Genomic DNA, 20,850 nt, shown 5'->3' on the forward strand with positions numbered 1-20,850 from the left:
ACGTGAGCGCAACCCCCGCAGACACCACCCGGGCCGACGGCGTGGTGCGGCCCTCGACCGAACCGGGCCGGCGCGATGCGCTGTTGCCTGCGCCGCAGGTGCAGAACCACGCCGCCAACCTGGCGGTGCTGCCCGACGGAACGCTGGGCTGCGTCTGGTTCGCAGGCACGCAGGAAGGCGTGCCCGACATCAGCGTCTGGTTGTCGCGGCTGGAGGGATCAACCTGGTCTGCTCCCGTGCAGCTGTCCGACGACCCGACCCGCTCGGAGCAGAATCCCGTTCTGCACGTACACGATTCGGGCGAGATCTGGCTGTTGTGGACGTCGCAGCACGCCGGCAATCAGGACACCGCGCGGGTGCTGCGCCGTGTTTCCGACGACGGCGGCCGCACTTGGGGATCGACGCACACGATGCTTCCCGAGACCGAGCACGGTGGCGTCTTCGTGCGCCAACCGATCGTGGCGCTGCCGTCAGGACGGCTGCTGCTGCCGATCTTTCACTGCGTGCGCGTGCCGGGGCAGCGCTGGGTGGGCGACCGCGACTACAGCAGCGTGATGATCTCCGACGACGGCGGCAGCACGTGGCGGGAGGTCGTCGTACCGGACAGCACCGGCTGCGTGCACATGAACATCGGCCGCCTGTCGGACGGAAAGCTGGTGGCGCTCTTCCGCAGTCGCTGGGCCGACTCGATCTACCGCAGCACGTCCGCCGACGACGGCGACACGTGGACCACGCCACTGCCGACGGAGTTGCCCAACAACAATTCGTCGATCCAGTTCACGGTGCTGCCCGGTGACCGGCTGGCGCTGGTGTTCAACGAGTCCAGCGTCGCGGACGCCACCGCCCGCCGCCTGTCGCTCTACGACGAGATCGACGACGACGGTCTCGCCGACGGCCCCGCTCCCGCTCCCGTCGCCGACGAACCCTCCGACGGTGATGCGCGCACGGCCTTCTGGGGTGCACCGCGCGCACCCATGACGTTGGCGCTCTCCGACGACGCCGGACTCACCTGGCCGATCCGCCGCAACATCGAGGTCGGCGACGGCTACTGCCTGTCGAACAACTCCCGGGACGGCCTGAACCGAGAGTTCTCGTACCCGACCATCACCGCAGCCGGTGACGCGCTGCACATCGCCTTCACCCGGTTCCGTCAGGCCATCGAATACGTCGAGGTCACCGCCGAATGGATCGAGGCGGACACGCCGTGACCACCGCCTCCCGGACCGTCGTGGTCACCGGGGCCAGCTCGGGCATCGGGGCGGCCACGGTGCACGCGTTGCTCGGCGGCGGCTGGCGAGTCATCGGTCTCAGCAGGCGCGCCCCGGACATTGCGAACGCCGCCTTCGAATGGCTCGAGACGGACCTCGGTGACTTCGCGGCCCTGGAGTCTCGGGCCAGGACCATCGGCGACGTCGATGCGATCGTGCATGCGGCCGGGCTGCAGTTCGCGGCGCCACTCGGCGGGTTGAACGTCGAGGACGGCCTGCAGATGTGGAGGATTCACGTCGGCGCCGCCGAGGTCCTGGTCAATGCACTGGCGCCGCACCTGCAGGACGGCGGCCGCGTCGTCCTGGTCGGCAGCCGCACGATGACGGGCAATGCCGGCAAAAGTCAGTATGCGGCAACGAAGTCCGCGTTGGCCGGCATGGCACGGTCCTGGGCGCTCGAACTGGTCGGCCGCGGTATCACCGTCAACGTCGTCGCTCCTGGACCCACGGACACCCCGATGCTCGCCGACCCGGCGCGCCAAAGCACCCCGCCGAAGCTGCCGCCGCTCGGCCGGTTCATCGCTCCGGAGGAGGTCGCAGCGCTGATCACGTTCCTGCTCGGGCCTGGCGGCCGCAGCATCACCGGCCAGGTGCTCGTGCAGTGTGCGGGGGCCTCGCTATGACGTTTCTGCGCGGAACGCGCAAGACTGCTAGCCTGGAGTGCGCAGAACGCGCACATCTTCGACCGAAGGCGACGCCATGACTGGACCCGGAGCGGCGAGCTCGCCGACGGTCATGGTGCTGGCCGACGACCTCTCCGGCGCGGCGGAGAGCGCCAGCGTGTTCCTCGGCAGGCAGGTCCCGCTGACCCTGCACCTCGACACCGCGGCGGATCAGGCTGGTGTCACCGTCACCGATCTGAACACCCGTGCTTTGAACGCGCCTGATGCACAACGCATTCTGCGCTCCGCACTCGCCGGCCTCCCCACCGACGCGATCCTGGTCAAGAAGATCGATTCGCTGCTGCGCGGAGCGGTCGGCGCCGAAGTCGGCGTGCTCGCGGACCGGGGTCCCGTCATCGTCGCGGCCGCACTCCCGGTGCTCGACCGCGTCGTCGAACGTGGTGTCCTGCACGTCAACGGCGTTCCGCTCCACCGCACCCGGGCCTGGGCGGCGGAACCGACGTTACCTCCACACACCATCGCGGAACTGTTCGGTGACCGGCCGACGGCCATGATTCCGACGGGCGGCGACCTCGCCGATGCGGTATCGAAGGCCGTCGCCAACGGCGAGATCGCCATTTGCGACGCCACCACCGATGCCGACCTCGATGCCGTTGTGCGCGTGAGCCGCTCGATCCGGGACGCGCAGTTGGTTGGCACCGCAGCACTCGCCGCCGCGGTCGCCAGAACCCTTCCCGCCGGTACTCCCGAGAGCGCAGACCGGCCGCCGTCGCGTCATGTTCTGACCGTGGTCGGGACCGCCGAACCCATTGCAGCCGAACAGTCTTCACGCCTGGTTGCTCTCGGCTTCCACCACCTCGTCCTCGACGCCGATGCGCTGCTGAGCGAAACAGCGGACCCTGCAGTGCTGTCGCACGCCCTCGACCAGGGCCACGTGCTGATCACGCTGCGCGGCAACGTCGCACCCGCGCGCGCTCGCGCACTGTCGGCCGCGCTCGGCCGCTTCGTCGCCGCCGGCCAGGGACGCCACCGACCCGACCTGGTGCTCACCGGTGGTGAGACGGCCCGCGCCGTCGTCGACGCGGTTGGCCTGACCACGTTGCACCCGATCGGCGAAGTGCACCACGGCGCCGTCGTGTGCCTTGCCTCCGATGGCCGCAGCATCGTCACGCGCCCAGGCAGTTTCGGTGACGCCACCAGCCTGACCGCGATCGCGGGCTACCTGCTCGCAGGCAATCCGCCCGTCCACCCCACGACCGAAGGACAATTCATGAGCTCGTCCACCACATCGACGGCACTCACCGATGCCGGTGCACTCCCCGTCGTCGCCGTCACCATGGGCGACGGCGCAGGCGTCGGCCCGGAGGTCATCGTGCCCGCGCTCCTCGACGACGCCGTGCGCGGCTTCTGCGTCCCGATCGTCATCGGCGATGCGAAGCGGCTGGTTCAGGCAGCCGACATCCTCGGCGTCGACGCGGACATCGTCGCCGTGCGGTCGATCGCCGACGCGGAACAAGCGCCGGGGCGAATCAACGTCATCGACCTCGATCTGCTGCCCGCGGACCTGCCATGGGGTGAGCTGTCGCCAGTCGCCGGTCATGCGGCGTACGAGTACATCCGGGTGGCCAGCGAGCTGGCGGTGCGGGGCGAGGTGCAAGCCATCTGCACGGCGCCGCTGAACAAGGAGGCCCTGCATGCGGCGGGCCACATCTATCCCGGGCACACCGAGCTGCTGGCGGACCTGACCGGGACCGAGGAGGTGTCGATGATGCTGTCGACGCCGAAACTCAAGGTCATCCACGTCACCACCCACATCGGCCTGCTGGACGCGGTGAGCAGGATCGAGCCGGGCCTGGTGGAGCGCACCATCCGCCGCGGCCACGAAGCACTGGTCCGCGCTGGAATCGCGGCGCCGAAGATCGGGGTCTGCGGCATCAACCCGCACGCAGGCGAGAACGGCCTCTTCGGGTACGGCGAAGAGGAGAAGAAGATCATCCCCGCGATCGAGATCCTCACCGCCGACGGCATCGACGTCCACGGGCCGTTGCCTGCCGACACCGCGTTCTTCCTCGCCGGCCGCGGCGATTACGACCTGATCGTCGCGATGTACCACGACCAGGGGCATGGCCCGGTCAAGGTGCTCGGAATCGAGGCCGGCGTGAACATCACCGTCGGGTTGCCGGTCATCCGCACCTCGGTGGACCACGGCACGGCTTTCGATATTGCCGGCAAAGGCATCGCGGAGGCCGGTAGTATGGTTGAAGCCCTTCGTCAGGCTGCCGAATTGGCAAGCAGCGCAACGGTTGCCAAATAGGAGAGGTCAATGCCCGTACGGGGATCGCAGGCCCGCCGGTCCGAGATCGTGCAACTCGCACGGTCGAGCGGGCTGGCGAGTGTCGAGGAGCTCTCCGTTCAGTTCGGCGTCACGCCCTCCACCATCCGCCGCGACCTCAGCCAGCTGACCTCCCAGGGGCTGATCGCCAGGACCTACGGTGGCGCGATCGCACTCGACCGACCGTCCGAGGCATCGCTGCGGCAGCGGGCGGTGGAGGGGTACGACGCCAAGCGCACCATCGCGCGATGGGCCGCAAGCCAGGTGCTTCCCGGCGAGACGATTCTGCTCGACGCAGGCACCACCGTCGGCGCCATGGGCCAGTTCCTCGGTGACATCGCCGGTCTGACGGTGGTGACCGCCGGGCTCACCGCACTGGAGGCGCTCGCCGATGCCGACGACGTCAGGGTCGAGTGCATCGGCGGCACGCTGCGTCACCTCAGTCAGGGTTTCATCGGCCCGCTCGCCGAAGCGACGCTGCAACGGCTGACCTTTGATCGCGCGTTCCTCGGCGCCGACGCCGTCAACGCCGAACTAGGGATCTGCGAAGCGGAGCTCGAGCAGACGCGGCTCAAGGAGCTGATGATCGAGCGCGCGGAGGTGGTCTACGTGCTGGCCCACGCAGAGAAGTTGGGTCGTCGTCCCTTCCACGCGTGGGCGCCCATCCCACCGGAAACGACTCTGGTGACAGACGATTCGGCCACGCGTGAGCAGGTCAAGGCCTTCCGCGACGCCGGTGTGCGCGTGGTGCGTGCCGGCTCCGGTGACTAGGGTTCGCCGCTGATCTGGTCAGCGGTCGAGGGTGAACACCACTTCATACAACCCCGGCTCGGCCTTCCCCAACGACTTGTTGCGCTCCAGCCAACCCCCATCTCGGAGCCGTTCGATGATGCGCTGGGCCGCTTCGAGGCTCTCGCTCTGCGCGTAGTTCACGACGCGGGTTCCGTCGACGCTTCGATGGATGCTGGCGGAGATCCATCCGGGCGTGGTGCTCGCGAATGTTGCTGCCTCGATGAGAAAGTCGATCAAGGCCTGTTGGCCGCCGTCGGGGACGGTGAAGACATTGATCTGAGTAACGATCTGGGTGTTCGGCTTGATGGTGGGCATGGTCGCGCTCCCTTGGGTTGGGGCGCAGCTGATGGACAGCCGGACGGTTTGGTCGAGACGACGCCACGTCAAGCCGCCGACGCTGCTGCGCCGATTGCTTGCCGTGGGTTTCACCGACGTGGTGAAAACGGAGACTTCCCGTGGGAAGTGGTCGGGCTTACCTGTTTCCGACCGTGGTCCTTTTCGACACTGACATCATAGGGCGTGGGTGTCTGCCCCGCCAGAGGACTCAGAGGGCGAAGACCTGGCCATCCTTGGCGACGGTGACCTTGCCCGAGTAGCTCTTGCCGATGGCGTCGAGCCATTGGGAATCCGGCAGATCGGTCGGCGAGTAGTGGCTCAGGATCACGTGCTTGGCGTTCGCCGCCGCGGCGACTTCACCGACCTGCTCGGCCGAGGTGTGCGAGTTGATCAGGTAATTCGGCGGGAATCTATTGCCGTAGTACGCGTCGTCGAGACTGAATTGCGCTTCGTGTACGAGGACGTCCGTGTCGTGGGCGAGGGCAATGAGGTTGTCCGACTTGGTGGTATCGCCCGAGAACGTCACGGACACCCCCGACTTCTTCAGGTCGAACCGGAAGCCGAACGCCGTGTACACGTCGTAGTGGGAGACGAGCGTCGCGGTGACGGTCACGTTGTCGTCCGACATGACGGGGAACGGCGCGATCCTCGGTGACCTGTTGAGGTAGTCCGAGCCCGGCGGCACGGCGATCTCGATGACTTCGGCGAGCCGTCCGATGTCGTCGGTTCCCATGTCGCGGATGAAGATGTTGTTCGTGTATGCGAACGCCCGCTGCAGGTCTGCGGTGGTGGCGGCGAGCCCCGGCGTGGGGTTCGCCGGGTCGATCGTCGCGGGATTCGGGTTGCCGACCTGGCTCGACGGTAGGCCGCCCGCGGGGCCAGGGCCGTACACGGTGACCGGCGCCTTGCCCTTCGACGCCGTATAGCCGCCGGAGAGGAAGAAGCTGAAGTAGTCGACGATGTGGTCGGTGTGCAGATGGGTGATGAACATGCTCTTCAGATCGTCGAATCGCAGCCCCGCGTTGGTGAAGGCGTTCAACGAGCCCAGGCCGCAGTCGATTTGGTAGAGGTCGCCGCCGATCTTCAGCGCCGACGAGATCCCGGTCATGTTGGGTACCGGCGGAGGTCCGGCCTGCACCCCGAGGGTGATCAACGCATCGTCGGGCATCGCGGCCGGAGCCTGAGGCGGCGTCGACGGCATTGCCGAGCTACGTGCTGCGTTGCTCAGGGCGGCAGCGCCGAGGACACCCGACGAGGCCACCAGGATGGCTCGGCGCGAGATCGCGTCCACTCCTCGGGCGTGGTCGTGGTCGCAGCGCTCGTCCATGACCGTCACACTAAGTGGTCGAACCCAGTGGCTACGTCTTTTGGGGGCAACGACATTCCGAGGAATCGGGGCGCCCGGCGATCCCACACGTTAGGTTCTAGCGGTCCACCGATGGGAGAAGCCGTGTCGTTGATCGCGTTGGAAGAGCATTACGCGTGGGATCCGGCGAGCGCCGACAACGTCGTCGGTAGCTGGTTGCGGGAGAACAACACCACCGCCTACGCACGGTTGTATGACCGCGGCGACCTGCGCCTGGAGCAGATGGACGCCGCGGGCATCGACTTCCAGATCCTGTCGCTGTTCGATCCTGGCGTGCAGGACGAGACCGACGTGGCGCTGGCGATCGACCTCGCACGCCGCGCGAACGACGACCTCGCGGAGACGGTGCGCGGAAAACCCGACAGGCTGGGCGGATTCGCGACACTCGCCACGCAGGACCCGGACGCCGCGGCCACCGAATTCCGCAGGGCCGTCAGCGAACTCGACCTGGTCGGCGGCCTGATCAACGGGCACTGCCAAGGTCGCTACCTGGATGATCCGGCGTATGGCGATCTCTTCGCGTGCGCCGAGGAGCTGGGTGCGCCGATCTATCTGCATCCGACGACGCCGCATCCCGCCGTGATGGACGCCTGGTTCAAGCCGTACGTGGGCGATGGCCTGCACCTCGCGTCATGGGGCTTTGCGGCGGAGACCGGGACGCACGTGCTGCGGCTCATCTACTCGGGTCTGTTCGACCGGTTCCCTCGGCTGCAGATGATCATCGGTCACCTCGGCGAGATGCTGCCATTCGCCGCGTATCGGATCGACAGGTATTACGGGCTGGGTGGCGACACGTCGGCGGGCCATAGCAAGCTCGAGAAGCTGCCGTCGGAGTACCTGCGTTCCAACTTCCACGTGACCACCAGCGGCAACTTCTGCCCGCCGGCATTCGCCTGCACGCTCGAGGTGATGGGTGTGGAGCGGGTGATGTTCTCCGTCGACTACCCGATGGACGACAACAAGGCGGGCGCGGACTTCCTCGCCGAGTACCCGATGGACGAGGCCGTGCGACGGCAGGTCGCGTCGGAGAATGCGGTCCGGTTGTTCGGGGACCGCATCCCGGCGTTGTAGCCAGGGACCGCGCCCTGCTCTCTGCGCGCTGCCTCTTGTAAATGAGTTGAACTCAACTTAGAGTCCTTGGTATGACGACGCCGGCGATGACGACGAGGGGCGCCCAAGCCCGCGAGCGGCTCGTCGAAGCCGCGACGCAGGAACTCGCGCAGACCGGGTCGTTCGAGGTGGCTGCCGTCGCGCGCCGGGCCGGTGTCAGCGCCGGCCTGCCCTACCGGTACTTCGGCACGCGGACCGGCCTGCTCGTAGCGGTGGTCGACGCGTTCTATCAACGGTTCTACGACACGATCGCCCTGCGTGACTACGACGAGCCGACGTGGGCGGGACGGGAACGTCAGCGCATCACCGACTGGGTGCACTTTCTCTACGGCGAACCGGTGGCGCCCGTGATCCTGGCCGGGCTCGGTGAAGGCGAGCTGGCGACTGCACGCGGACGCTGGCTGCAGGAGATGAGCAAGGTCGGCGCCCGCAACATGGCCCAGGGGCAACGCGACGGCGTAATCCCCGACGACCGCGACCCCGAGTATCTGGCCGCGGCGACTCTGGGCGGCACCAACGCGGTCGTCGCGGTGTGTCTGACCCGCGATCCGCGCCCGCCCGCTGCCGACGTAGTCGATCAACTGTGGTCGTTCGTGTCCGGTGCGGTCGCGCTGCGAACCTCCTGAAGGGTGGAATGTCATGTCCGAGAAGCTGCTTGGCCGCGTCGAGAAGGTCGAAGACTTGTCCGGCGACATCGCCGGTCGGTACCGATCGACCGCTGGCACGTCGGTCACCGAGGTCGATCGCGAACTGGTCGAGTCCGACCTCGCGGCGCTCGAGCGGGACGGCTACGTCGTCGTGGAGAACTTGATTGCAGCCGAGGTGTGCGAGGAGATCGCCGCCGCCGTCGACCCCCTGCTCGGCCCGGCCGGCCGAAATGTGTTCGAGGGGCACCAGACTCAGCGTCTCTACAGTGTGCTCACCAAGACGCGCGTCTGCGATCGCCTCGTCGACCATCCCAGGGTGCTGGCGCTCCTGGACCGTCTGCTGATGCCCAACTATCTGCTGTCCCAGCTGCAGACCATCAACATCGGACCCGGAGAGGCCGCGCAGTTCCTGCACCACGACGACGGGATGTACCCGCTGCCAAGGCCTCGGGCTGCGCTGAGTGCGGCCACCATCTGGGCGATCACGGACTTCACGGAGGACAACGGAGCGACGGTCGTCGTCCCCGGCAGCCACCAGTGGGACGACCGCAAGCCCACGGACGCCGACGAAACTGTCAGCGTCGTCATGCCCGCCGGCTCGGTGGTGTTCTTCCTGGGCACCCTCTGGCATGGCGGCGGCCCCAACCGCACCGCCGACGAACGGCGGCTCGCGGTCACAGCGCAGTACTGCCAGCCGTGGCTGCGGCAGCAGGAAGCGTTCACCCTGTCCACGCCGCCGGCGACGGTTCGCGCCGTCTCCGAGAACATCCGGCGCATGCTCGGCTACAGCATCCATCCGCCGTTCATGGGGATGGTCGACGGGATGCATCCCAAGCGAATCCTGGAAACGGCCTGAGCCCCCAGTCGGTCGCCCGGGCATGGGTCGATGCGCACAACGCCGCCGTGGCGGTCGTTTGCACGCTTCACCGTTAAGGCTCGTCGCCGAAATCAACGCGGCGAATGCACCCATCCTTGTATAGAATGAGAAACACTATGCCAGCTGGCCCTCCTGCGCTCAGCGGCCCCGCGCACACGGATCTGGACGCGTTGGGACGCCGAATCCGCACGCGTCGCCAACAGTTGGGGGTCAGCATGGTGGCGACCGCCGAGGCGGCCGGGATCTCGCGGGTAACCCTGCACCGAATCGAGCGAGGCGTACCGGCCGTGACCATGGGCGCATATATGAATGTTGCCGCCGCGCTTGGGTTGAGACTGGCGGTGTGCGACGGCGCGGTGGCCTCCCAACGCGACACCGGCAAGGACACTCCACCCAGGGCTGACCAAATCCGGATCGGCGACTACCCGCAACTCCGGCAAATCGCGTGGCAGCTCGATGCGGACACCGAAGTCACCGAGGCCGAGGCGCTGCAGCTCTACGAACGCAATTGGCGCCACGTCGATACGGCAGCGATGGATCCAGTGGAGAAAGAATTCGTGCAGCGACTGGCGGACACCCTGAGCCGCGGGAGGCTCGTTGTTTAACCGGCCTCACCACCGGCGGGTCGCAACAGTGGTGCAGGCACTCGACGCCAACCTCCTCATCAGTTTTCGCTGCTACTTCGGCGGTGGAACGGCGATCGTCCTCCGGTATGGCGAATACAGAGAGTCCCGGGACATCGACTTCCTGGTCTCCGACATAGACGGCTACCGGCAACTCCGACAGCTCGTCATCGGCCCCGATGGAATCAATGCTCTGACACACCATCCGCTGACCCAGCTGAGAGAGGTGCGCGCCGACCAGTACGGCATCCGCACTCTTCTCGAAATCGACGGAGAGCCGATCAAATTCGAGATCATCCACGAAGGCCGCATCTCCCTGGACACACCCGGCGGGGACGATCAAGTGTGCGGCGTGGCGACTCTGACCCGACTGGACACCGCGTCCAGCAAGCTCCTCGCGAACGCAGACCGTTGGGCGGACAGGTCGGTATTCAGCCGCGATCTCATCGACCTCGCCATGATGCAGCCCACGCCGAGCATCCTCGACGAAGCGGTTGCCAAAACGGACCGCGCCTACGGAGACAGCACCGTACGCTCGCTGCACTCGGCCGTCGCATACTTGCGGGACGACCCGAGCCGACTCGATGAATGCATGAGCGCGCTCGGCATGTGGGATACGCCCAAAGCTCTTTTGTGGCAGCGGATCACCATTCTTGCCGAGTACCTCACTCGGGGCGAGTGACATAGGTCTCTGTGGCCCGTCAAATAGCCAAGTCATGCGGGATGCGGACGTTCCGCGGTGGCGTCAGCCCAGCGCGCCGGAGTAAGCAGGGGTGGTGACCAACATCGACGAGCTCACCCTCGAACAGCGCGCCGCGCTCGGTAGCGGCGCCGGGTTCTGGAGCACCAAGGCCATCGGATCCGTGCCGGCGATCACGCTGACCGACGGCCCGCACGGCGTGCGCCTGCAGGACGGTGCCGCCGATCACCTCGGCATCTCCGGCAGTAGACCCGCCACCTGCTTTCCGCCTGCAGTGGCGCTCGGTCAGAGCTGGGACCCGGACATCGTCGAGCGGGTCGGCGCGGCACTCGGTGACGAGTGCCGGTCAACCGGAGTGCACGTGCTGCTCGGCCCTGGCGTCAACATCAAGCGCGACCCGCGCTGCGGACGGAACTTCGAGTACTACTCCGAGGATCCGCTGGTGTCGGGAGTGCTTGGGGCGGCGTGGGTTAAAGGCTTGCAGAGCCGAGGCGTGGGTGCATCGCTGAAGCACTTCGCGGCCAACAACACCGAGAACGACCGGATGCGATCCAGCTCCGACGTCGACGCGCGCACGCTGCGCGAGATCTATCTGCGCGCGTTCCAACGAGTCGTGGAAGACGCGCAGCCGTGGACGGTGATGTGCTCGTACAACCGGATCAACGGCGTTCACGCCGCTCAGAACCGGTGGCTGCTGACCACGGTGCTGCGCGACGAGTGGGGCTTCGACGGTGTCGTGGTGAGCGACTGGGGTGCTGTCACCGACCGCGTAGCGGCCGTCGCCGCGGGCCTCGACCTCGAAATGCCCTCTCCCGGTGACGAAACCGACGCCGAAGTGGTCGAGGCGGTCAAGGCCGGTGACCTCGACGTCGCGGCCGTCGACCGGGCTGCCGGGAATGTCACCCGACTCGTCGACAGGGTGACACGGGACGCGGGGCAGCCTCTGGACGTCGACGGCCATCACGCCCTCGCCAGGGAGGCCGCCGGACGGACCATCGTGCTGCTCAAGAACGACGGCGAGCTGCTCCCTCTCGAACCGGACACGGGCATCGCCGTCATCGGCGAATTCGCCGAGTCGCCTCGGTTCCAGGGCGGCGGCAGCTCGCACGTCAATCCGACGCGAGTCGACGTTCCGCTCGATGAAATCCGCAGGGCCGCAAAGTCGGTGACCTATTCGCCGGGTTTCACCACCGATGGCTCCGGTGATGCCGACGAGCTGCGGCGTGACGCGGTCGCGGCCGCCCGAGCTGCCGACACGGCGGTGGTGTTCCTCGGTCTCGCCGCCGACCAGGAATCCGAAGGGTTCGACCGCACGCACATCGAGCTTCCCGCCGAACAACTGGAACTGCTGAACGACGTGGTGGCCGCCCAGCCGCGCACCGTCGTCGTGCTGTCCCACGGCGGCGTAGTCCGCCTTGCTCCGGTCACCGACGTCGCACCGGCGATCCTCGACGGTGCGCTTCTGGGCCAAGCCGGGGGTGGGGCCATCGCCGACGTTCTGTTCGGGATCGTCAATCCGTCCGGCAAGCTGGCCGAGTCGGTGCCGGTGCGGCTGGAGGATTCGCCCGCCTACCTCACCTCGCCCGGAGAGCACCAGCACGTGGTCTACGGCGAGCGGATCTTCGTCGGGTACCGCGGGTTCGACGCCCGCCGCCTGGACGTGACGTTCCCGTTCGGCCACGGCCTGTCCTACACCCAGTTTGACTACGGTGACCTGCGGCTTTCCGTCGACGACACCGGCGTGACGGCGACCGTCAGCGTGAGGAACATGGGCGGACGTGCCGGTCGGGAGGTCGTCCAGCTGTACGTCGGATTGCCGACGTCGCACGTGGCTCGCGCGCCGCGTTCGCTCGTCGGCTTCGCGAGTGCGACGTTGGAACCGGGAGAGAGTCGTGACGTCGACATCGTCGTGTGCCGCCAAGACCTGGCCTACTGGGACGCCCGCCTGGACCGCTGGATCGTCGAGGGCGGCGACTACCAGTTCTCGGTCGGCGCATCGAGCCGCGACATCCGTTCGACGCGAACGACTTTCGTCGACGGTGACGACGCGCGGGTGCCGCTCACACTCGACTCCACACTGGGCGAAGTGCTCGGGGACCCCGTCGCCGCCCCGATCGTGCTGCAAGCCATGAGCGCTGCGGCGGACGGGAGCCTGGGCGCCGGCACGGAGAACGCCATGGGCGCCGACATGCAGCGCATGATGGCCGACATCCCGCTCGGCCGGATCGCCACGTTCACCGGCGGAAGGGTCAACCGTCACCACCTCGAACAGCTTCTCGCGCACGTAAATTCGCAAGCCGAAACCACGAACGCAGAACGACCTTGATGCGTCACGCCGATGGGGCACAATTGCGAGGGTGACGACACCGCCGCAACGCCCCGGGGATCCTGGCTGGCGCGGCAGGCCCGTTCCGCCGCCAGACCCGGCGACGCGCCGGATCCCGCGCCCAGGTGCACCCGACCCAACGACCCAGCGGATCCCGCCGCCACGCAGGCCGGAACCACCGACCGAGCAGTTCCGCGCGCGACAGCGACCTGCCGACGCCGCGGCTACCGAGAGAATCCGCAAGCCTGGGCCACCAGTCGGCCCTCCGCCGCCTCGCCCACCTGGCCCTCCGCCGAGCCCGCCCCGGCCCCCGAGCGGACCGCCGCCGGTGAACCGCCCGCCGCCCCAACCGGTCGCCGATGCTCCTCCGCCGGCCCAACCGAAGCGCCGCCTCCGCGACCCGCTGTCGATCTTCCTGATCGCGATCATCGTTCTCGCGCTCCTGGCGGGAGGTCTGGCCGGCGCCGAGCTGTACGCCCGCAACCGTGCGGACAGCATCCTCGTCGAGGTCGCCGAATGCGTCGTCAAGGACGGCGTGACGATCTCGTTCGGCGTGAACCCGCCCTTCCTGTGGCAGCACATCACCGGGCACTACACCAACATCTCCGTCGTCACCGCCGGGAAGAATGTCCAGGACGCCAACGGGATGACGGCCGACGTGACGCTGAAGGACGTGCGGCTGCAGGACTCCGCGGACGCGAAGGGCACCATCGGATCGCTGGATGCGACGCTCACCTGGAAGTCCGCAGGCATCAAGGACACCGTCGCCGCCAACCTGCCTGGCGTGGGCAATCTGGTGACCGGCGTGAGCACCGACCCCGCCGCGGGCACCATCGTCCTCGAAGCGGGCGACAACAGCGTCACGGCCAAGCCCGTCGTCTCCAACGGCGACCTCGATCTTCAGGTGCTCGACGTCAAGGGTCCGCTGCCCAAGGATGCGGTGCAGACCGCGCTGAACGACCTCACCAAGAAGCTGAATGACAACTACCCGCTCGGGATTCACGCCGACAGCGTCGAGGTCACCGATACCGGTGTCGTCGGGAAGTTCTCCAGCCGGAACGCGTCGATTCCCAAAGAGGACGCCAACCCCTGCTTCGCTCGCCTCTAAGTCGTCTGGAGCGCCGCAGCGTCGAGGAGGGCCTTGCGAGCACTTGCCCGAGGGACTCCGCGTCGCTCCAGCACGTCCAGCAGTTGATCGACGGTCTGGCACACGGTGACCTTCCCCGTGCGCTCGGCTACGGTCCACGCCCGGTCGACGACGCGCACGCGCACGTCGCTTGCCATCCTTTCGGCGGCATTCGCGACGGCCGCGCGACGCCGCGGCCCCGAGACCTGCGGCGCCAGTGGGTCGTGGGGACCTGCGCCGCATCCGCCGCACATCAGGGCATCACGTCACCGGAGTTGGGCCCGAGGACCTGACCGACGAACAGGTTGCCGCCCGGGTCGGACGCGAGCAGCACCGCGGTGGGCGCGACTTCGTCGGCGGTGCCGAAGCGGCCGAGTGGCAGCTCGGAACGTTTGGCGCGCTTCCAGTCGTCGTCGATTCCTCCGAGCAGCGGCGTCTCGATGGGCCCCGGCGCGATCGCATTGACGAGCACCCCCCGCGACGAGACTTCCAATGCAAGGGATTTCGTCATGGCGATGACGCCGGCCTTTGCGGCCGCGTAGTGCGCCAGCGATTCGCCACCCTTGATGCCGAGCTGCGAGGCGACGTTGATGATGCGGCCGTTACCCTGCGCGAGCATGCCGGGCAGCACGGCCCTGTTGAGCAGGAAGACGCTCGTCAGATCGACCGCGATCGTCTCCTGCCACTGCGCGAGCGGCATGTCGACCATCGGCGACTGGGTGAGGATGCCGTGCGAGGTGACCAGGATGTCGATCCGGCCGAGGAGATCGGTCGCTGCGGTGACGGCGTCGTTGACCGCGGCCTCATCGGTGGCGTCGAGGATGAGCCCGTCGACGGTTCCGAGTTCGCGTGCGGTGTCGACGACGCCGGGGGAGCGGTCGGCGAGGGCGACGCGGGCACCGGCTGCGAGGTAGTGCGCGGCGATCGCCCGGCCGATACCGCTTGCCGCGCCGGTGATCAGCGCGGTGCGGCCGTCGAGCAACGTGGTGTTCGGGATGCTCATGGGTGCCTCAGTCCCGCATCTGCACGGTCAGGGCACCGTCGACGACGATGGCTTGACCGTTGACGTAGGAGGCGGCGTCACTGGCCAGAAACGCTGCTACGGAGGCGATTTCGTCCGGTCGGCCGACCCTGCCGGCGGGGATGTAGCCGGCGGCCGCGCGTAGTCCTGCTGGTCCCAGCGAGTTGACGGCGTCCAGCGATTGCGGTGTTTCGATGAGCCCCGGAATGATCGCGTTCGCCCGGACGCCGCGCGGTCCCAGTTCGACGGCGAGGCTGCGGACCAGTCCGATGACTCCTGCCTTCGCGGTGGCGTAGTGCGCGTGCTGTCCCCACCCGTACACGCCGCCCGCGATGGAGGACACCGCGATGATGGATCCGCCGGTGGTCAAGTGGGCTGCCGCGGCGCGCGCGGTGCGCATCACGCCGTGCAGGTCGACCTGGAGCACGTCGTCCCATTGCTCGTCGGTCATGACGGTGAATTCTGCGGCGCGCAGGATGCCGGCGTTGGCGATCGCGGTGTCCAGGCGCCCCCATCGGGACAGCGCCTCGTCGACGAACCGCTGCACCGACGCGGTGTCGCGGACGTCGACTTCGATCACCGCGCCCTCGCCGTCGACTTCCTGGACGGCGGCGAGGGTCTTGCTCGGATCGTGCGGGTCACCCGAGTAGGTGCCGATCCCGATCCGGTACCCGGCCCGCGCCAGGCTCACCGCGGTCGCTGCGCCAATGCCGGACGCGGCTCCCGTGATGACCGCGACGGGCTGTGCGGCGGCGGTCATGCGGGCGCCTCGACGGTTGCGGCGGACTCCTCGACGTCGTCGCCGGTCGACACCTTGCGGACGAACAGCACGACGACAGCGGAGATCACGGCTCCGACCGCGCCGACGTACAGTGCGGCGGTCGAATATGGCACTGCCGTCGCGGTCAGACCGGTGAGGATGAAACCGCCGATGATCGCGCCGGGCTGGCTCATCGCCCCGATGAACGAGCTGCCGGTCGCGCGGCAGTCCGTCGTGAAGCACTCGGCCTGCAGGAACATGATCGCGGCGTACGGACCGAGCAGGAAGAACAACCCCATCATGTAGGTGCCAATGACGAAGAGCGGGTTGCTGGGCCCCAGCAGCATCGCGGCGAAGAAGCCGCCGGACAGCAGCCACCCGACGACGATCGTGTTGCGTCGGCCGAACCGGTCGCCGGCCCAGCCGTGCGCCAGGTAGCCGATGGCGCCGACGAGGTTGGACACGACCACCATCAGCAAGGTGTTCGACGCGTCGATGCCCTTGCCGGTCTCGAGGACGGTGGTGCCGAGCACCGAGAAGGTCTGGATGGCAAACCAATTGAACAGCCAGGCGACCGACAAGACGATCGTGTTGCGGAGGTGGACGCCGTGGAAGATGCGCCGGAACGGTGCGGCGGTGTTGCCGTCGAGATCATAGGCGGCGGCCAGGCGGGCAGCGCCTGCGTCGTCGCCACTCTTGCGGAGTGCCCGGATGCGTTGCTGCAGTTCGAATTGCGGGCTCTCGTGCAGCTTGCGGCACAGCAGGGCCACGATGACCGCGGGGACGGTGGCGAGTAGGAACGCCAGCCGCCAGGCGCCTTCGCCGAAGATGGCGGTGACCACGGCGACGAACGCGGCGGCCAGCAGCGCACCGATGGGCCATCCCGTCTGCACCATCGAATAGACGAAGCCACGGTTGCGACGGATCTTCTCGTCGTCGGTGACCGCGTAGATTTCGTTGAGATACGTTGCGTTGACCGACTGTTCGGCCAAACCAAGGCCACTGATCGAGCGCACGCCGATCAGTGACGCCGCTCCAGCGGTGGCGGCCGTGGCGGCCGACGATGCGGCGGTGCCTGCGACGGAGATGATCATGCCCTTGCGGCGGCCCAGCCGATCGACCACCGGCCCGACGCCGAGCACGACGATCGCCGTGCCGACGCTCACCAGCGTGGAGACGAGCAGCGCGTGACTGGTCGACCAGCCGAAGGATTCTGAAATGCGCGGCAGCAGTGTGCCGAACAAGATGAAGTCGTACACGGCGATCGTCCATGCGAGGAACGCGATGCCGGTGGCGGTGCGGGTTTCGCGAACCGGCACCCGCCGCAACGGGGGTGCGGCAGCGTCGTCGGTCTGGGAGCTCATGAAGTCGGTGTCCTTCCGGTGGGTCGGTCGGGATTACTCGGTGACGGTGCGCGGGCGGCGAACCACGAAGTCCTTGGCGATGGCGTCGAAGGTGGTCCACGTGACGCCGTCGTGTTTGTTGATGTGTTCGATCAGCCGCTCGAGCATGAGCAGAACCTGCGGCCGCCCGGACACATCCGGATGGATGGTGAAAGTGAATACGGCATAGTCACTTTCGCGATACACCCAGTCGAACTGGTCACGCCACATCTCCTCGATTTGCCGAGGGTTGACGAAGCCGTGGCTGTTCGGGCTGGTCTTGATGAACATCATCGGCGGCAGGTCGTCGAGGTACCAGCTGGCCGGAATCTCGACCAGATCGGTCTCCTCGCCGCGCACCAGCGGCTTCATCCACGTCGCCGCGGGCTGGTCGTAGTCGATCTTGGTCCACGAGTCGCCGACCCGAACGTAGTACGGCTCGAAATCGCGGTGCATCAGCGAGTGGTCGTAGGCGATGCCCCGCTCGATGAGCAGTTCGTTCGTCACCCTGCTGAATTCCCACCACGGCGCGACGTAGCCCGTGGGCCGCCGTCCGGACTTGGTGGTGATGAGGTCGATGCAGTGGTCGAGAATGTCCGATTCCTGCTGACGGCTCATCGCGATGGGATTCTCGTGGCTGTAGCCGTGCACGCCGATCTCGTGCCCGGCGGCCACGACCTGGTCGAACTGCTCGGGGAACGTCTCGACGGAGTGCCCGGGCCAGAACCAGGTGGAGGGCAGCTGGTAGCGCTCGAAGAGGCGGTTCAGCCGGGGGACGCCGACTTCACCGGCGAACACTCCGCGGGAGATGTCGCCGGGGGAGTCCTCACCTCCGTAGGAGCCGAGCCAGCCGCCGACGGCGTCTACGTCGACGCCGAATGCAACGAATATTTCCTTGGGCACCTTGGGGTTTCCTTTCCGGTGTTGTTTTTCAGGCGTACTGAGGGAGCGCTGTGGCGACGTCGGCCGGTTGCCGATCCGACGCGAGCAGCAGCGCCAATGCGATGCGGGCCTGTGATGGGGGTAGCGAGACGGGGACGGCACCCGCGGCCACCACGTCGCTGCCTCCGCCGTCGCCGTAGACCGGGAGCACCGGCCCCTCCGCGACGCGTGTCGACAACGCGACGACCACACCGTGGTCGGTGATTTCGGCGACGGCCTTGGCGATACCGGACGGTGCGTTGCCCAGACCGGTGCCGACCAGGACGATGCCCGTGGCTCCGGCGTGCACGGCGGCGTGCAGCAGCGCGTCGTCGCCGTTCGGGTACGTGGCGACGATGTCGACCCTGATGGCGTCGAAGGAGGCGTTCGGGACGGGCAGCCCGGCGGGCCGCACCGGAGTGCCGTGCATGCGGACCGCGCCCGAATGCACCACCCCGACCGTGCCCGCCGGGTTGGAGAACCCGGCCAGGTCAAGGGTGTGCGACTTGCGGGCCCCGCGCGCGGCCAGCACCGAGCCGTTGAAGACGACCAACACGCCGTGGTCGCGCGCATCGGGACAACCGGCGACCGCGACCGCGTCGCGGAGATTGCGCGGCCCGTCCGTGTCCGGGACGTCGGCGGCCCGTTGCGCCCCGGTGAGCACGACGGGCCGGCTGTCGCGGTGGACGAGGTCGAGCAGGATGGCCGTCTCCTCGAGCGTGTCGGTGCCGTGGGTGATGACCACCCCGTCCACGTCGTCACGCGCGAGCTGACGGGCTACCGCCTCGGCGATCGTCCGCATGTCGGCCAGCGTCATGAGGTACGAACCGACGCGCAGTACCTCGTGCTGCTCGACGGTGGTGGCGTCGTCGAACTCGATGCCGGCGAGCACCGCCGATCCGTCGTCCACGGCGACCACGGCTCCACCGCTGCGGCGGGACGCGATGGTTCCTCCGCTGGTGAGGACGACGACATGCGGCATGGAGGCGGACTCCTTCGGTTGTGGCGAACGGTTGAACTTCCTCAGTGAAGCAGAACACAATCGATTGACGCAATCGTTTGGGCCAAACGTTTGTGTAAATTCGATGCAACACCGGCGTTGCCGCGCCGGCGGGCGTTAAGGTGCGAGGTACGCGCTCAGCGGCGCACGCGGCCGAATCGAGGAGGGGCGATGACCGAGACCAGCGGGGCCACCGCGCGCGGCCCGGCCCCGGTCACGTTGCGCATCATCGCCGAGGAGATCGGCGTGAGCGTGTCGACGGTCTCCCGCGTCCTCAAGGCCGAGGGCGCCGACGCGACACGTTGGGCGTCAGCCGACACGGTGGCGCGAATCAGGGCCGTCGCCAAGGAGCGGGAGTTTCGGCCCAACCCGCACGCGGCCAGTTTGCGCACCGCGCGGTCCGGCCTCGTCGGTGTGCTGGTGCCGCGCCTGCAGGACTTCGTGCTGGCCACCATCTACGAAGGAATCGAGGAAGCCGCCACCGAGAACGGCTACTCCACGTTCGTCACCAACTCGCTCGACGACCCGGCCAACAAGGCGGCGCGCACCGAGATGATGTTGCAGCGCCGCGTCGAGGGCATGATCTTCGGCGACGCTCACGATCAAGACCCGTTCCTCGCCGAAATCGCCGCGCGCGGCATACCTTTCGTGCTGGTCTCGCGGCGTTCGGCTGACTACCTGTCGGTGACGACCGACGACCTGCGCGGTGGGCAGCTGGTCGGTCGGCACCTGGTCGAGGCCGGCCGCAGGGACCTCGCGGTACTTGCCGGGTTGCCGTTCGCGTCGACCGCGATCGAACGCACCAAGGGAGCCGTCGACGCCTTCGAGGCCGCCGGTCTGCACGTGCCGCCGGAGCGCATCGAATGGGGTCCGTTCGACGCCGCGGGCGGGAGGCAGGCCGCGGAGAAACTGTTGGCGAGTGAGCCGTATCCCGATGCGATCTTCGCTACCAACGACTTTGCCGCGATCGGCGCGCTTGGCGTGCTGCGCGATCGCGGTTTGCGCGTGCCGGACGACATCGCGCTGATCGGCTACAACGACACGCCTTTGATCGCGGAGATGCCGATACCGCTGACGACGGTGCGGTCGCCCATGCACCAGATGGGCAGACGCGGCATGGAACTGCTCATCGAGGTGCTGGGCGGCGGCACACCGGAGTCGGAACGACTCGACCCGACCCTCGTCGTCCGGGAGTCCGGCTGAGGGTTCGCGAATTAGGCAGGTGCTTCGTGGATTTCGATCGGATTGCCGTCGGGGTCGAGGATCTGGATCTGCTTGCCGCCGGGACCGACCTCGACGTCGTTGCGGAACGTCGTGCCGGCGTTGCGCAGTCGGGTCACCAACGCCTCGAGGTCGTCGACGTAGAGCACGATGCGGTTCCAGCCGCCGGGCTCCTGGCGCTGGCCGTCCGGCATCGGCCGCGACCCCGAGCTCTCCGGCCCGCTCAGCAGGAGGTGCAGGGCGCCGCGCACCACGATCGCGATGGGGCCTCTGCGCTGCTCGAGGTCGAACCCCAGCTGGGTGGTGTAGAACGCGGTGGCACGATCCAGGTCGGTGGTCTGGTAGCGGACGACGGCGTCGGCCGCGGCTAGCTGCGGCGGCCCGGCGGAACTCGTACTCATACCTGCACGCTACTTCTG

21 protein-coding genes are annotated in these 20,850 nt (G+C 67.7%); 12 read left to right on the top strand and 9 right to left on the bottom strand.

From position 1 onward, the window contains the following. The first annotated feature begins 2 nt into the window (after positions 1–2). The 4 genes from N536_RS0101975 to N536_RS0101990 all read left to right on the top strand — a co-directional run bounded on the left by N536_RS0101975 (position 3) and on the right by N536_RS0101990 (position 4,994). Entirely contained in the window at positions 3–1,208 is a 1,206-nt protein-coding gene (locus N536_RS0101975; RefSeq protein ID WP_029112073.1) for an exo-alpha-sialidase, read from the top strand. Next, positions 1,205–1,891, top strand: a complete 687-nt coding sequence (locus N536_RS0101980) for an SDR family NAD(P)-dependent oxidoreductase (protein ID WP_029112074.1) — start codon at positions 1,205–1,207, stop codon at positions 1,889–1,891. The genes N536_RS0101975 and N536_RS0101980 overlap by 4 nt, the downstream gene beginning before the upstream one ends. A gap of 76 nt (positions 1,892–1,967) precedes the next feature. Then, positions 1,968–4,205, top strand: coding sequence for a 4-hydroxythreonine-4-phosphate dehydrogenase PdxA (gene pdxA, locus N536_RS0101985; protein ID WP_029112075.1), 2,238 nt, complete (start codon positions 1,968–1,970; stop codon positions 4,203–4,205). 9 nt (positions 4,206–4,214) lie between these two features. Further along, a complete protein-coding gene (locus tag N536_RS0101990) occupies positions 4,215–4,994 on the top strand; it encodes a DeoR/GlpR family DNA-binding transcription regulator (RefSeq protein WP_029112076.1) in 780 nt (259 codons plus the stop codon). Positions 4,995–5,012: 18 nt separating this feature from the next. Here the strand turns inward: N536_RS0101990 and N536_RS0101995 are convergent, their stop codons facing one another. Both N536_RS0101995 and N536_RS0102000 read right to left on the bottom strand, forming a co-directional pair. After that, entirely contained in the window at positions 5,013–5,330 is a 318-nt protein-coding gene (locus N536_RS0101995) for an antibiotic biosynthesis monooxygenase (protein WP_029112077.1), read from the bottom strand. Positions 5,331–5,559: 229 nt separating this feature from the next. Further along, complete coding sequence (locus tag N536_RS0102000) at positions 5,560–6,678, bottom strand: MBL fold metallo-hydrolase (protein ID WP_051574159.1); 1,119 nt, start codon at positions 6,676–6,678, stop codon at positions 5,560–5,562. Between the two features lie 111 nt (positions 6,679–6,789). Here N536_RS0102000 and N536_RS0102005 point away from each other — a divergent pair, with 111 nt between their 5' ends. The 7 genes from N536_RS0102005 (at position 6,790) to N536_RS37150 (ending at position 14,108) form a co-directional block, all read left to right on the top strand. Next, positions 6,790–7,788: an amidohydrolase family protein gene (locus N536_RS0102005; RefSeq protein WP_029112079.1), complete on the top strand. Its 999-nt coding sequence runs from the start codon at positions 6,790–6,792 to the stop codon at positions 7,786–7,788. Positions 7,789–7,859: 71 nt separating this feature from the next. Further along, entirely contained in the window at positions 7,860–8,453 is a 594-nt protein-coding gene (locus N536_RS37140) for a TetR/AcrR family transcriptional regulator (protein WP_036434979.1), read from the top strand. 13 nt (positions 8,454–8,466) lie between these two features. Beyond that, positions 8,467–9,330 (top strand): phytanoyl-CoA dioxygenase family protein, encoded by an 864-nt coding sequence (locus tag N536_RS0102015; RefSeq protein WP_029112080.1) that lies wholly within the window; start codon positions 8,467–8,469, stop codon positions 9,328–9,330. A gap of 137 nt (positions 9,331–9,467) precedes the next feature. Next, on the top strand, positions 9,468–9,956 hold the full coding sequence (locus N536_RS0102020; RefSeq protein ID WP_029112081.1) for a helix-turn-helix domain-containing protein: 489 nt from the start codon (positions 9,468–9,470) through the stop codon (positions 9,954–9,956). Positions 9,957–9,984: 28 nt separating this feature from the next. Next, complete coding sequence (locus N536_RS37145) at positions 9,985–10,656, top strand: nucleotidyl transferase AbiEii/AbiGii toxin family protein (RefSeq protein ID WP_231514385.1); 672 nt, start codon at positions 9,985–9,987, stop codon at positions 10,654–10,656. Positions 10,657–10,750: 94 nt separating this feature from the next. Beyond that, the gene (locus N536_RS0102030; RefSeq protein ID WP_029112082.1) at positions 10,751–13,000 is read left to right on the top strand and encodes a glycoside hydrolase family 3 C-terminal domain-containing protein; all 2,250 of its coding nucleotides are present in this window, start codon (positions 10,751–10,753) and stop codon (positions 12,998–13,000) included. Positions 13,001–13,031: 31 nt separating this feature from the next. Beyond that, a complete protein-coding gene (locus N536_RS37150) occupies positions 13,032–14,108 on the top strand; it encodes a DUF2993 domain-containing protein (RefSeq protein ID WP_051574161.1) in 1,077 nt (358 codons plus the stop codon). On the opposite strand, the gene N536_RS41990 is transcribed toward N536_RS37150, so the two are convergent. The 6 genes from N536_RS41990 to N536_RS0102065 all read right to left on the bottom strand — a co-directional run bounded on the left by N536_RS41990 (position 14,105) and on the right by N536_RS0102065 (position 19,192). Then, a complete protein-coding gene (locus N536_RS41990) occupies positions 14,105–14,272 on the bottom strand; it encodes a hypothetical protein (RefSeq protein WP_155948376.1) in 168 nt (55 codons plus the stop codon). The two genes, N536_RS37150 and N536_RS41990, sit on opposite strands and share 4 nt — an antisense overlap. 107 nt (positions 14,273–14,379) lie before the next feature. Further along, the gene (locus tag N536_RS0102045; protein ID WP_029112084.1) at positions 14,380–15,129 is read right to left on the bottom strand and encodes an SDR family NAD(P)-dependent oxidoreductase; all 750 of its coding nucleotides are present in this window, start codon (positions 15,127–15,129) and stop codon (positions 14,380–14,382) included. A 7-nt stretch (positions 15,130–15,136) separates the two neighbouring features. Continuing rightward, complete coding sequence (locus N536_RS0102050) at positions 15,137–15,907, bottom strand: SDR family NAD(P)-dependent oxidoreductase (protein ID WP_029112085.1); 771 nt, start codon at positions 15,905–15,907, stop codon at positions 15,137–15,139. Further along, complete coding sequence (locus N536_RS0102055; protein WP_029112086.1) at positions 15,904–17,271, bottom strand: MFS transporter; 1,368 nt, start codon at positions 17,269–17,271, stop codon at positions 15,904–15,906. Before N536_RS0102055 ends, N536_RS0102050 begins: the two co-directional genes overlap by 4 nt. A 33-nt stretch (positions 17,272–17,304) precedes the next feature. Further along, complete coding sequence (locus N536_RS0102060; protein WP_029112087.1) at positions 17,305–18,192, bottom strand: polysaccharide deacetylase; 888 nt, start codon at positions 18,190–18,192, stop codon at positions 17,305–17,307. Between the two features lie 28 nt (positions 18,193–18,220). Next, positions 18,221–19,192 (bottom strand): asparaginase, encoded by a 972-nt coding sequence (locus tag N536_RS0102065; RefSeq protein ID WP_029112088.1) that lies wholly within the window; start codon positions 19,190–19,192, stop codon positions 18,221–18,223. Between the two features lie 189 nt (positions 19,193–19,381). On the opposite strand from N536_RS0102065, the gene N536_RS0102070 reads away from it, so the two are divergent. Continuing rightward, complete coding sequence (locus N536_RS0102070; protein ID WP_051574163.1) at positions 19,382–20,413, top strand: LacI family DNA-binding transcriptional regulator; 1,032 nt, start codon at positions 19,382–19,384, stop codon at positions 20,411–20,413. An 11-nt stretch (positions 20,414–20,424) separates the two neighbouring features. On the opposite strand, the gene N536_RS37160 is transcribed toward N536_RS0102070, so the two are convergent. Then, entirely contained in the window at positions 20,425–20,832 is a 408-nt protein-coding gene (locus N536_RS37160) for a VOC family protein (protein ID WP_051574164.1), read from the bottom strand. Positions 20,833–20,850: the final 18 nt, after the last annotated feature.

The sequence above is a fragment of the Mycobacterium sp. URHB0044 genome (genome assembly GCF_000620625.1).
In the GTDB taxonomy this organism is placed as follows: domain Bacteria; phylum Actinomycetota; class Actinomycetes; order Mycobacteriales; family Mycobacteriaceae; genus Mycobacterium.